We start from the raw sequence: 12,795 nt of genomic DNA, 5'->3' as shown, positions 1-12,795 counted from the left end.
TGCTTCTCATTAGTCATTGTCTTTTCAAACTATTAGGTATTTTTCAATGTATACCGTTCTAGATAGTGCAGAGAGTATGCTATCGTACTCACAATGTTTTTTACTTTCTTACCTAACGAGAACTATGACAACACAACCAGCACCATCTTTTGAAGTCCAGACTGCCCCTGAAGAAATCAGCATTTCTCTTTCAGGCACGTGGACAACCTTGCATCTTGATTCAGTTGAGCGTCCCTTTATGGCCTCTGAACTGAATGCTGCGCCCTCTATTGTGCTTGATGTTGCTAACATCTCAAAACTTGATACTAACGGCGCTTGGATCATTGAACAATTCCGCAGAAAAGTTCTCGCGGAAGGAAAGACATGCTCCATTTCAGGAGCAGATGAAAAGGATAAAATCCTGCTTGAAACAGTTGAAAAACGTTCAGAAGAAGAGATCGTAACTAGACAGGTTCCCTTATTAATTTCCATTCTGAACGACATGGGACGATGTTTCATTGAGCAACTAAAAATTACACTCAATATTATTGGGTTCCTAGGTGAAGTTGTCACAACACTAGTTCGATCTCTATTTAAGCCTAAGAATTTTAGAACAACAGCACTTTTTTACCATCTTGAACATGTTGGCATACGCGGCATTCCTATTATCGCCCTTCTATCTTTTCTTATAGGTATGGTTCTGGCCTACATGGGAGCACAACAGCTTCAAAAATTCGGTGCACAGGTATTTGTCATCCAACTTGTACAGATTGCAGTACTCCGCGAACTCGGCATCCTGCTTACCGCAATTGTTATTGCCGGCCGCTCTGGATCTGCATTCACAGCACAAATTGGAGCTATGATTACCAATGAAGAAATTTACGCAATGAAAACGTCTGGCCTCAACCCTGTAGATACACTTGTTATTCCAAGAGTTCTTGCACTTCTCATCATGCTCCCAATCCTTGGCTTCATTGCAGATATCATGGGACTGCTCGGCGGTGCACTCATGGTCTGGCAGACACTTGATATTAATCTTCATGGCTTCGTCGTTCGCTTTCATAACACATTGAACATATGGGATTTTTACGTAGGAATAATCAAAGCACCATTTTTTGCGGTTGTCATTGCAACGATTGGTTGTTTTCAGGGATTACAAGTTACAGGTAGCGCAGAGTCTGTCGGCCGCCTAACAACAACATCCGTAATTGAATCTATCTTTGCTGTAATTGTTATTGATGCAGGTTTCGCAATCTTTTTTGCAGAAATGGGACTCTAAGTATGAGCGATGTCATTCTTTCCCTGCGGAACGTAAAAACACAGTATGGCACCAAGGTCATACATGAAGGTCTCGACCTTGATGTTTATCGTGGAGAAATCATCGGTGTCATTGGTGGTTCCGGCTCAGGCAAGTCTGTTTTACTCAGAACTATTCTGGGATTAAAACATCATTCGCAAGGATCCATTAAAATTTTTGGGCAACAATATCACAAACTGAATACAGAAGAAAAACACAAGATCGAACAGCGCTGGGGAGTTCTGTTTCAAGATGGGGCGCTATACTCCTCATTAACCGTACTGGAAAATGTTGAAGCTGCCCTTAAAGAATATACCAAGATAAGCAAAAAAACGCGGAAAGAAATTGCACTGCTAAAAATTTTTATGGCAGGCTTACCTATTGATTCGGCTAATCTTATGCCTTCAGAACTTTCTGGGGGCATGCGTAAGCGTGCAAGTTTAGCTAGGGCGCTGGCTATGGATCCTGAAATACTTTTTTTGGATGAACCGACTGCGGGGTTAGACCCTATTACAGCAGGAGCTTTCGACAACTTACTAAAAAAACTTCAACATGCACTAGGGTTTACAGTTTTTCTCGTCACACATGACTTGGACACACTTAACGCCATCTGTGACAGAGTAGCTGTTCTAGCCGAAAAGCACATATACGCTATAGGAACAGTAAAAGAGCTGTCTGAAAACCCATATCCATGGATTCAAGATTATTTCAACGGGCCACGCGGACGCAGTGCGAAAACGATGCCTTGCGGGGAGAAATAATATGGAAACACGAGCACACTTTATTATAGTCGGCGCCTTTATCATCGCGGCATTTGTCTTAGGATTCGCATTCATTTTGTGGGGAGTGGGTACCACTTCAGAAACTGACGATGTTCCTTACGACATCATGTTTCAGAAAAACGTCAACGGGCTGTCGATATCCAACCCTGTACTACTTAACGGAGTACGGGTTGGTAAGGTAACCAACATTGTGCTCAATCCAGATAAACCAGAAGAAATTCGTGTTCGAATTCTTGTGAAACGTGGTACCCCCATCAGGGATGATTCAAGGGCCAAACTTATCCCTATTGGCATTACCGGCCAATCTTCAGTTTTCATATCCGGCGGAACAGCATCAAGCCCACTGTTGAGGCCTCTGTTCAAAGGCAATGTTCCTGTCATTAAAACTGTTCCTTCCCCACTTAGTGAAATCATGAGCGCTCTGCCAGAAATGTTAAACACTGGCAAAAACCTACTGGAAGACCTCCGCAAAGTAGTCAATGAAGATAACCGGAAAAATATAAAAGAATTTCTTGCCAACATCTCTTCCTTCTCCAACATGTTGGTAAAAAGCGAAGCCGACATCCGATTAGCGCTGGATAATATTAAAAATGCCGCAGAACAAACGCGACAGGCGATGACTAAAACAGAAAACGCCGCCACTACTGTTAACGACTATGTAGCGAAAGAACTATCACCGGCAACCGACAAAATTGGTCTCCTTGTGAAACGAATCGATAACCTAGTAAAAAACATGGAACCGGGGCTGACCCGTTTCAGCAACGGTGGACTGGACGATCTTACCTCGTTGGTAAACGAAAGCAGAACTCTTGTAGAAGCACTGGAAAACATAGCGCAAAAATTAGACAGCAATCCTAAGCAATACCTGCTTGGCAAAACAGTACCTGAATATCAGACGCCATAGGAGCATATATGCGCAAGCTTATCGTTAGACTACTCATTATACCGTTGATACTTGCAGTATGCTCAGGGTGCGCAATTGATGTTGGATTAACACCACCCGAAGCATCAACAAACTACATACTTGCTGTATCTACAGCCTCACCGACACAAACGGCTTCGCGTTCTGTGCCTACAGTTGCCGTCAGGAGACCGCAAACGAACACGTTTTTAAATTCAACCGGCATTGCCATTATTCAACCGAACCAAAAAGCGCTCTATTATGCGAAAGGAAAATGGGCGACAGCGTTACCGGAGATGATGCAAAGTGCAGTAATACATTCCCTCAACTCCACTCAACAGGTACGCTCATACAACAACACACAGCCCGGCATATCCGCCGACTATCATCTTGTGTGGAGTATTGAAGACTTCTATGCGCGATACGATACCAAAAACACGCCACCGAACATACAGGTAACGCTAGACTGCTGGCTTCTTGATACCAGCAGGGCATCAACACCAGTTGCGTCATCTGTCTTTACAGGACAACAAACAGCAAAAAACAAAGGGCTGGAAGCAATTGTTGATGCATTCAACAACTCTGTTGAGGCTGCTCTCGCCGAGATGAACACATGGGTTACATCCAACATAGAGGAACACGAACACCGCAAGAAGATGAACTCATCACGCCACGCAGCCAGAAACTAGCAGTCTTTTTCTCAAATATACTCCAGCTGGCTGAAATTAATCACATACCAACTATAGAAACGTCGTATTTACTACGGCGTTTCTGCATTTCTAAACGTCATGCCTACATTCAAATGACGAAATAAGCTCTTTTTATCCGGTCTTATTGAATTTTTTAGTAAAAATTAGTATCAATAACATCATTATCGCTTTGTCAGTCAAAGACTTCTTTTTGCCTGCCAACAGGCAAAGCTGTAACAGGAGGGAATGTAATGAAAATTGATAAATTAAGTTTTCAGATAGCCGGACAACTTCTTGAAGGGCGTAAATCCTTCAGAGAAATTGCGCAGGAACTTGCGGTTGCGGAAAACACCGTGCGTTCCAGAATCAACAAAATGCAAAAAGAAGGCGTAATGGATATTGTTGCGCGTCTTGATGTCGAACAGCTTCCCGGCCATACAATGGTTTTTACAGGTGTACTGCTTGATGAGCGAGATCTTTTTGCAAAATGTCAGGAACTAAGCCAGCTTCGCGGTGTTGTTTCTGCTGCAGTTGTAACAGGCCGCTTTGATATTATCCTCACCCTGCTGCTTCGTGATGGATTCGGATTGCTTGAATTCTATTCTGAAGAAATGTCCAAAATTGAAGGGATTCGGTCTGTTGAAAGCTTTGTTGTATACAAAGGCTCTAAACTGATGACTCCATACATTCTTGATCCAAACACCCTGCCTGAATAACGAAATGCAATAGGCGCAACCAATAACAAGTTACCCCTTCGCATTGGTTGCACAAAAGAAGTCCCTCCCGTATTTTTGTTATTAAAAAGTAGGAGCGGGTCAGCAGTATTCCTGCCGACCCGCTCCTGTCATATGTGGTTGTTGTGGCTACAAGACGTTCGTCTAGTCACCGACTGGTTCAAGAGTAACAGCGCAGACCTTCACCTCGGCAATACCAGATTCAGGGCATTCTGCATTATTTGTAAGTATATTAGCAGCAGCTTCTGCAAAGTGGAACGGTATAAACACGGTTCCGTCCACAGCCTTTTCTGAAAGCCGGACTGCTACGTTGATGGAGCCCCTGCGTGAAGAAACTTTAACCATATCTCCGTCCTTCACATCAAACTTAGCTGCATCATTACTGCTTATTTCTATGTAAGCTGTAGGCTCTTTTGCAGCAAGCCCTTCAGCTTTTCTTGTCATTGTTCCTGTATGATACTGGTATAATACGCGACCTGTTGTAAGGATAAGCGGATAGTTGTCGTCCACAACTTCAGCAGGAGCCACATATTCTACAGAATGAAACTTTCCCTTTCCGCGAACAAATTTGCCCACATGCAGAATATCTGTTCCACTAGTTTCCGCATCCGGACATGGCCACTGAATGCCTTTTTCTTCAATACGCTGGTAAGTTATACCTGCATATGAAGGTGCTACAGATGTCATTTCTTCAAAGATAGCTGCAACATTTTTTCCATCTTCCGGTGCCAACGTTGCACCCATTTTAGCAGCAACACTGCACACTATTTGCGCATCATCACGTGCACTTTGTGGTGGATTTACTGCTTTTCTCACACGTTGAACACGACGTTCTGTATTACTGAAGGTACCATTTTTTTCCGCAAAACAAGCCGCAGGAAGCACAACATCTGCATATTCAGCTGTCTCAGTTAAGAAAATATCCTGTACAACAAGGAAAGGAATTTTCTTTAAACAGTGCACAGCATGAGCTGCATCCGCATGGGAAACAACGGGATTTTCCCCGATCAAATACATCGCCTTAAGTGAACCTTCATCCACAGCATCGAACATTTGCCGTGATGTCATACCGTTAGAAGATGACAATTTTACATTCCAAGCCGCTTCAAAACGTGCACGAATGTCTGCGTCTATTACCTTTCCATACGCAGGATATGTCACAGGAAGTGCCCCCATGTCGCACGCACCCTGCACATTATTTTGCCCACGTAACGGGTTTAATCCACCACCTTTTTTGCCAATATTACCGCACAACATTGCAAGGTTAGCGAGCGCTTTTACGTTATCTGTACCACTTATGTGCTGGGTAATTCCCATACAGTAGAGGATTGCGCTTCGCCCTTTTGCGTACAGTTGCGCTGCCTTTTCAAGCTCAGCAACCGGAATACCGCACATCTTCTCTGCGTACTCCGGTGTGAACTTCGCAAGGGATTGCGAATAGGCTGTGAAGTCTTCTGTGCGTTCATCAATATACTCCTGATCGTGCAGACCATCGCGCAAGATTATATGTGCAAGGGCATTAATCCAGATGACATCTGTCCCCGGCTGGGCCCGCAGCCAGACGTCTGCAAAACGCACGACATCAATATTACGCGGGTCTGACACAATCAGTTTGGTCCCATGCTGTGTAACTGCACGCTTGAGCGCAGCCCCCATCACAGGATGGTTCTCTGTTATATTCGAACCTGTTATAAGCACCGTATCGGCGTTTTTCAGGTCATCAATCGGGTTTGTTGCAGCACCACTTCCAAATGCAGCAGCCAGACCGGCTACCGTAGGAGAGTGTCAGTATCTTGCGCAGTGGTCGACATTATTTGTCCCAAGAACTGCGCGTGCGAATTTTTGAAAGAGATAATTCTCTTCGTTTGTACAACGGGCGGAGGCTAGAACGCCTATAGAATCGGCGCCATATTCTGCCTTGTACCCGCATAATTTTTCCGCAATCAGATCAAGAGCCTCATCCCAATCTGCCGGAACAAGTTCCCCATCTTTGCGAATAAGTGGTGTTATAAGACGCTCTTCAGAATTAATAAACTGCATCCCGAAGCGTCCTTTTACACACAAACTGCCGTAGTTCGGCGTGACATCCACACCGCTAACCATCTGCACAACATTGTCTTTTACATGCAGATTCATCTGGCAGCCTACCCCGCAATAAGCACATGTTGTACGGACAACTTCTGTTTCACAGACACGTGGCTTCTGGCGTGCTTTCTTCAAAGTGATCGCACCAACAGGGCAAACCTGCAAACACTCTCCACAAAAAACACAGTCTGAATCACCTAACGGTAGATCACATTTGGCAATAATTTTTGTATCACTGCCACGATATCCGTAATCAATAGCATTGTTTACCTGCACTTCTTTACATGCCTGCACACAACGTCCGCAAAGGATGCACTTTGAAAAATCACGGATTAAAAACGGATTGGAGATATCCGGCTGATACTTCGGCTTTGTCCATTCGAAGCGTTTGCCTGTTGCATTGTAACGAAATGCCAAATCCTGCAACCGGCAGTCACCGGAAGAAGGACATAGCAAACAGTCATGCGAACCGGAGGACAACAGCAATTCCAAATTCATTCTACGCGAACTTACTACTGCCTGAGATTCCGTTTGAATTTCCATGCCAGCACCAGCGGGTACTGTACAAGCTGCAACCAGCGATCGTGCGCCTTTCACTTCCACCACGCACATTCGGCACGCACCTGTAGGAGTGGCATTTTTCAAATGACACAACGTAGGAATAAAGATGTCGTTTCTTTGCGCCACATCTAGAATAGTTTCCCCTTGGGTGAACGCATATCCCTTGCCATTAATGGTCAGTTCTAAGGTACTCATGGGTCACCACCTAATCTATGGCATCAAACGGACACGCAGTGTAGCAGCTCATACACTGCACACATAATTCCGTATTAATTTTTGCAACTTCTTTCTTTTTCCATTCCACTGCCCCGACAGGACAAACGGACGCACATTTACCGCACTTTTTACAACGCTCTTCACTAACCTTGAAGTCCACCAAGGCAGGACAGCGTTTGGCAGGACATTTCTTCTCATAGATATGCGCTTCAAATTCATCACGGAAATGACGAAGTACAGAAAGAACAGGATTGGATGCAGTCTGTCCCAGTCCACATAAAGCAGAACTGGTGATCATTCCGGATAATTCTTCAATAAGAGCAATATCCTCTGGTTTGCCATGCCCTTCACAAATACGCTCCAGAATTTCCAACTGTCTACGGGTGCCCTCACGACATGGAGTACATTTGCCGCAGGATTCTTCCTGAATAAATTCAAGAAAGAAGCGCGCCATATCAACCATGCAGGTTTTGTCGTCCATTACGATAACGCCGCCGGAACCCATGATGGCACCGACTTTGGCGATCTCTTCATAGTCTACAACGACATCCATATATTTTTCAGGAATACACCCACCTGAAGGACCGCCAAGCTGCACTGCTTTGAGTTTACGTTTCTTAGGAATGCCGCCACCGATATCATATACAATCGAACGTAATGAAGTCCCCATAGGCACTTCAACAAGCCCGATGTTGTTTACATCGCCCGATAGCGCAAACACTTTGGTCCCCTTACTGTTTTCTGTTCCCACAGAGGAGTACCATTTACCGCCGTTAACCATTATCTGGGCAACATTGGCGAGCGTTTCTACGTTGTTAAGGATAGTTGGCTTTTTCCAAAGCCCTTGTGCGGCTGGGAAAGGTGGACGAGGGATAGGCATACCACGCTTTCCTTCAATAGAACGCATAAGCGCAGTTTCCTCGCCACACACGAACGCTCCTGCGCCCTGATAAATAAAGATATCAAACGAAAAGTCTGTACCTAAAATATTCTCACCAAGCAGCCCCATCTCGCGAGCCTGATCAATAGCGATCTGCACGCGCTTAATGGCAAGCGGATATTCAGAACGACAGTAGATATAGCCTTCAGTTGCATTTATCGCGCGAGCCGCAATGGTCATTCCTTCAAGAACTGCATGTGGGTCAGCTTCCAGAATACTTCGGTCCATAAACGCACCTGGGTCACCTTCGTCCGCATTACAAAGGACATACTTCATGTCACTGTCATTCTGCGCCGCAAACGACCACTTCATACCGGTTGGAAAACCGGCGCCACCACGCCCACGGATACCGGAAGCTTTCATTTCATCGATAATCTCAGACGGCTGCATTTCAAGGAGCGCCTTAGTAAGGCCAATGTAGCCTTCGCGACCGATATAGTCTTCAATAGACTCAGGGTTGATTATGCCTTTGTTGCGTAGCGTCCAAGGCTTCTGCAACGCAAAGAAAGGAATATCAGAAAACAGGGGAACCCGCTTTTTGGATTGCGGATCTTTATACATGAGGCGTTCAATCGGATTATTGTTAACGAGGTGCTCGCTAACAATTTCTGCAACATCATCTCTGGTCATTTTCTGATAAAACACATTATCAGGATGTACGACCATTAATGGGCCAAGAGCACAAAATCCGTTACAGCCAGTTTCAACAATACGGACAGTATCTTCCAGACCGTGCTTTTCAATTTCTTCATGCAGAGCAGCTTTTACTTTCAGACTGCCGGTGGCATGGCAGCCCGTACCGCCGCATATGAACAAATGACGGACACTAGGTTCTGATAAACGCGCAGCATATTCCTGCTGCAACTCTTTAAGATTTTGGGGAGTAATTGTCATAGGCGCTCCGTTAAGAATACTTTTTTAAGATTTTCAAAACGGAATCGGCAGTCACATCACCGTGCACTTCACCATCAACAACCATTGCAGGAGCCAAACCGCAAGCGCCGACACAGCGGACACCTTCTAGGTCAAAGCGCCTATCCTCTGTTGTTTCCCCTTCAGCAACGCCGAACTCACCGGAAATTCGACCAATAACTTCACGAGCACCTTTTACATAACAAGCGGTACCGGTACACACTTTAATGGAATGGCGCCCTTTCGGCTTGAGAGAGAAAAGAGAATAAAAAGAAACAACGCCGAACACATCACTTGAAGGAATATTCATTCCCTTCGCGATATATTCAATAAGCACCTGTGGAAACCAACCCACAATATCCTGCGCCTCACGAAGTACAGTAATAAGTGCTCCGGGAGTTTCTTTGTGCCGTTGAATAACGCCGTCTACCTCTTTCCACATCTCCTGAGAAATTTCTTCACTGCAGCAACTCATTGTTCCTCCATACAGACTGAACGTACAAAGTCTGTAGTACTGGGTAAATGCCGCTTAGCTTTTCCTACTAATATGATCTGATATTATTAGTAAGACAAAAGGCCGCTAACTTGTACATACTCAAGTTAACGGCCTTTTTAAACTATCGTAACAATCGACACCTCTATCTTATGCTTTCAACACCAAGGGCTTACGCGGCCCCAAGGTGGCGCCATGCTGAGGCGACAGTATTTTTCATAAGCATAGCGATTGTCATTGGTCCTACGCCCCCGGGAACCGGAGTAATTTTCCCAGCAATTTCTTTTGCTTTGTCGAACTCGACATCGCCGCTTAACAGCGCCTTGCCGGATGGTGCAGTACCGATGCGATTAACACCAACATCGATTACGGTTGCACCCGGTTTAATCCATTCCGGTTTAACGAGATTTGGAACACCCGCCGCAACGATAAGGATATCTGCACGCTTGCAGTGTGCTTCCAAGTCCTTAGTGCGTGTATGTACCATAGTCACAGTACTGTTGGCACCCACGCCTTTCTGTCCCATCATAATGGAAATAGGCTTACCAACAATATTGGAGCGACCAACCACCACAACTTCCGCACCGCTTGTTTCCGTACCGGAACGCACGATCATTTCCTGAATACCCGCAGGAGTACATGGAAGGAAGCCTTTTGTATCACCAATAACCATACGGCCAAGGTTTACAGGGTGGAATCCGTCAACGTCTTTGTCTGGATCAATCGCAGTGATGACTTTTTCTTCATCAATGTGCTTTGGAAGCGGCAACTGAACTAAGATGCCGTGAATGGAAGGGTCGTTGTTGTACTTTTCGATAAGCGCAAGCAGCTCATCTTCAGTAATGTCTTCAGGCTGGTTATCCTGAATTTCGTGAAAACCGAGGTCGAGTGCAGTCTTCACTTTAAGGGTCACATAGCTTACGGAAGCCGGATTTTCCCCGACAAGAATAGTTACGAGACCTGGAACGGTACCGTATTTTTCTTTAATAGCCGCTACTTCTCCGCGCAGTTCTTCAAGAATTGCTGCGCGCATCTGGGTTCCACTGATAATTTCAGCACTCATCGTCTGCTCCTTTCTGCAATGCGCATATAGGCGAGCTCCGCAAAATGCGGAGCCCGACCAAATCGCGCACACGCGCTTTTTCTTGCTAGAACAACCCTTTAACCTGTCCGGTGTCAGGATCAACATCGATTCTTCTAAATGACGGGTTAGAACCTGTGCCCGGCATAAGTGAAATAGCACCTGCTACCGGAACAAAGAATCCTGCGCCACCGAAGACAAGAACATCACGAATGGTAAGACGCCAGCCAGTTGGAACACCTTTCTTTGTAGGAATATCGGAAAGCGACAAGTGACTCTTAACCATACACATGCCAAGCTCACTTGCTTTAGGATCAGCTTCAATAGCCTTCAGCTTCCGAAGTGCTTCAACAGAATAATCTACACCATCAGCCCCATATACTTCGGTAGCTACCCGCTCAATACGTTCGCGTGCAGGCATATCCCAAGTATAGAGTGGTGTAAACTCAGTTTCATCTTCACAGGCTGCAATTACTGCATCTGCCAGCTCCAATGCCCCCTCGCCACCGAGTTCCCAATGTCTGGAAACTGCAACGCGTGCACCGGCAGCCTCACAAAGCTCGCGCACTTTCGCAATTTCCGCATCAGTATCAGTCACAAATGCGTTAATACACACCACAGGGGATACACCGGATTTTTTAACGATATTAACGTGGTGCAGCAGGTTATCACAACCTTTTGCCACCCATTCTACATTCTCAGTGTTATATTCTTCAGGAAGCGGCTTACCTGGAGCCGGAACCGGAGCACCACCGTGACACTTAAGAGCACGGATAGTTGCAACAACAACTGCTGCATCCGGCTTAAGACCAGAATAGTGACACTTTAAGTTCCAGAACTTTTCATAACCGATGTCCGCACCGAAGCCGGACTCAGTTACGTGATATTCAGAAAGTTTCAGACCAACCTGATCCGCAATAATGGAGGACTGACCAATTGCGATGTTTGCAAACGGACCCGCATGAACAATAACAGGCTGTCCTTCCAGAGTCTGGATAAGGTTAGGGTTAACAGCTTCTACAATCCATGCGGTCATAGCACCGTCAACTTCGAAGTCTTTTGTGGTAAGCGGGTTTCCTTTTTTATCGTAGGCAAGAATGATTTTAGACATGCGCTCACGAAGATCACGCAAGTCCTTAGCAACAGCAAGAATAGCCATTACTTCAGAGGAAACAGCAATATCAAATTTTGAGCGCATCATGTAGCCGTCACGCTGTCCGTTCACACCGTCAATGCCGATAATAACATTGCGCAATGCCTGACAGCAGAAGTCGATTACCCAGCCCATTTCAACACGGGTAGAATCAATATCAAGACGTTTCATGCCGGAGAGTTTTTCCAGCTTCTCGTCATCATAGTTGCGCTCATGCTGCATGCGGGAGGTAAGGGCTACCATCGCAAGGTTATGCGCATTCATGATGGAGTTAATGTCGCCGGTAAAACCTAAAGAGAAAGGTGTGAGCGGAATACACTGAGAGCGTCCGCCACCAGCTGCTGAACCTTTTACACCCATGGTAGGGCCGCCAGATGGCTGACGGATAGCAGCAGAAGATTTTTTACCGCGCTTACCAAGCCCCTGCACAAGACCGATAGTCGTTGTGGACTTACCTTCACCAAGCGGGGTAGGAGTAATTGCGGTTACGTTAATGTACTTGCCGTTAGGCTTGTTCTCAAGGCGTTTGAGTACTGCACGGTAATCAATTTTACCCATGTAGTGCCCATACGGAAGAAGCTCTTTTTCTGTGAGTCCCATCTCGTCAGCAATGGCGTAGATGGTCTTCATCCGTTTTTCAGCATCCTGGGCAACTTCCCAGTCAGCATGATTTTTAGGATCCAAGGTCTTATGTTCTGTTTCTACAGAGGCCATCTTTTCACCCTCCCTTATAAGGTAAAAGAACAGGTATTGCTCTACACAGAGAATGTTACCACATTTTCGCGTCTCAACATAAGGATCCCATAAGTGCTCATTTTACAAACCGAAGAAAAAAGCATTCCGTGTGAGCATGGTAGTACATCAAATCAATCTTTCAGACTGAACAACCAAAGCTTGCAGCGTCGTACAGCCTGCCAACAAAACAGTATGCCATTCGATGGGGAAGACCAGGCAGCATTCCCAGTTTGCCAA

10 protein-coding genes are annotated in these 12,795 nt (G+C 45.5%); 5 read left to right on the top strand and 5 right to left on the bottom strand.

The features are described 5' to 3' along the window. Nucleotides 1-124 precede the first annotated feature (124 nt). The 5 genes from BUR09_RS01265 (at nucleotide 125) to BUR09_RS01245 (ending at nucleotide 4,364) form a co-directional block, all read left to right on the top strand. A complete protein-coding gene (locus tag BUR09_RS01265) occupies nucleotides 125-1,258 on the top strand; it encodes an MlaE family ABC transporter permease (protein ID WP_074215158.1) in 1,134 nt (377 codons plus the stop codon). 2 nt (nucleotides 1,259-1,260) lie between these two features. Continuing rightward, a complete protein-coding gene (locus tag BUR09_RS01260) occupies nucleotides 1,261-2,037 on the top strand; it encodes an ABC transporter ATP-binding protein (protein WP_074215157.1) in 777 nt (258 codons plus the stop codon). Between the two features lies 1 nt (nucleotide 2,038). Further along, nucleotides 2,039-2,962, top strand: a complete 924-nt coding sequence (locus tag BUR09_RS01255) for an MlaD family protein (RefSeq protein WP_074215156.1) — start codon at nucleotides 2,039-2,041, stop codon at nucleotides 2,960-2,962. An 8-nt stretch (nucleotides 2,963-2,970) separates the two neighbouring features. Continuing rightward, the gene (locus BUR09_RS01250; RefSeq protein ID WP_074215155.1) at nucleotides 2,971-3,648 is read left to right on the top strand and encodes an ABC-type transport auxiliary lipoprotein family protein; all 678 of its coding nucleotides are present in this window, start codon (nucleotides 2,971-2,973) and stop codon (nucleotides 3,646-3,648) included. A gap of 251 nt (nucleotides 3,649-3,899) precedes the next feature. Next, nucleotides 3,900-4,364, top strand: a complete 465-nt coding sequence (locus tag BUR09_RS01245) for an Lrp/AsnC family transcriptional regulator (protein WP_074215154.1) — start codon at nucleotides 3,900-3,902, stop codon at nucleotides 4,362-4,364. Nucleotides 4,365-4,526: 162 nt separating this feature from the next. Here the strand turns inward: BUR09_RS01245 and fdhF are convergent, their stop codons facing one another. The 5 genes from fdhF to BUR09_RS01215 all read right to left on the bottom strand — a co-directional run bounded on the left by fdhF (nucleotide 4,527) and on the right by BUR09_RS01215 (nucleotide 12,537). Next, nucleotides 4,527-7,223: a formate dehydrogenase subunit alpha gene (fdhF, locus tag BUR09_RS17000; RefSeq protein ID WP_084539279.1), complete on the bottom strand. Its 2,697-nt coding sequence runs from the start codon at nucleotides 7,221-7,223 to the stop codon at nucleotides 4,527-4,529. A gap of 10 nt (nucleotides 7,224-7,233) precedes the next feature. Then, nucleotides 7,234-9,078, bottom strand: coding sequence for an NADH-quinone oxidoreductase subunit NuoF (gene nuoF / locus BUR09_RS01230; protein ID WP_074215151.1), 1,845 nt, complete (start codon nucleotides 9,076-9,078; stop codon nucleotides 7,234-7,236). A 10-nt stretch (nucleotides 9,079-9,088) separates the two neighbouring features. Then, complete coding sequence (locus tag BUR09_RS01225; protein ID WP_074215150.1) at nucleotides 9,089-9,571, bottom strand: NADH-quinone oxidoreductase subunit NuoE family protein; 483 nt, start codon at nucleotides 9,569-9,571, stop codon at nucleotides 9,089-9,091. Between the two features lie 190 nt (nucleotides 9,572-9,761). Continuing rightward, a complete protein-coding gene (gene folD, locus BUR09_RS01220; RefSeq protein ID WP_074215149.1) occupies nucleotides 9,762-10,652 on the bottom strand; it encodes a bifunctional methylenetetrahydrofolate dehydrogenase/methenyltetrahydrofolate cyclohydrolase FolD in 891 nt (296 codons plus the stop codon). A gap of 85 nt (nucleotides 10,653-10,737) precedes the next feature. Further along, nucleotides 10,738-12,537 (bottom strand): formate--tetrahydrofolate ligase, encoded by a 1,800-nt coding sequence (locus BUR09_RS01215; RefSeq protein ID WP_074215148.1) that lies wholly within the window; start codon nucleotides 12,535-12,537, stop codon nucleotides 10,738-10,740. Nucleotides 12,538-12,795: the final 258 nt, after the last annotated feature.

The organism is Halodesulfovibrio marinisediminis DSM 17456 (assembly GCF_900129975.1).
GTDB classification, from domain to species: Bacteria; Desulfobacterota; Desulfovibrionia; order Desulfovibrionales; family Desulfovibrionaceae; genus Halodesulfovibrio; species Halodesulfovibrio marinisediminis.
Note: the sequence above shows the minus strand (reverse complement) of the source record. Positions and strands in the feature narration are given on the sequence as shown.

What these genes read in the sequence shown, in the direction of transcription:
- BUR09_RS01250 (WP_074215155.1), top strand. Translation starts at nt 2,971, where the DNA reads ATGCGCAAGCTTATCGTTAGACTACTCATTATACCGTTGATACTTGCA.
- BUR09_RS01215 (WP_074215148.1), bottom strand. Translation starts at nt 12,537, where the DNA reads ATGGCCTCTGTAGAAACAGAACATAAGACCTTGGATCCTAAAAATCAT.
- BUR09_RS01245 (WP_074215154.1), top strand. Translation starts at nt 3,900, where the DNA reads ATGAAAATTGATAAATTAAGTTTTCAGATAGCCGGACAACTTCTTGAA.
- BUR09_RS01225 (WP_074215150.1), bottom strand. Translation starts at nt 9,571, where the DNA reads ATGAGTTGCTGCAGTGAAGAAATTTCTCAGGAGATGTGGAAAGAGGTA.
- folD (WP_074215149.1), bottom strand. Translation starts at nt 10,652, where the DNA reads ATGAGTGCTGAAATTATCAGTGGAACCCAGATGCGCGCAGCAATTCTT.
- BUR09_RS01255 (WP_074215156.1), top strand. Translation starts at nt 2,039, where the DNA reads ATGGAAACACGAGCACACTTTATTATAGTCGGCGCCTTTATCATCGCG.
- BUR09_RS01265 (WP_074215158.1), top strand. Translation starts at nt 125, where the DNA reads ATGACAACACAACCAGCACCATCTTTTGAAGTCCAGACTGCCCCTGAA.
- BUR09_RS01260 (WP_074215157.1), top strand. Translation starts at nt 1,261, where the DNA reads ATGAGCGATGTCATTCTTTCCCTGCGGAACGTAAAAACACAGTATGGC.
- nuoF (WP_074215151.1), bottom strand. Translation starts at nt 9,078, where the DNA reads ATGACAATTACTCCCCAAAATCTTAAAGAGTTGCAGCAGGAATATGCT.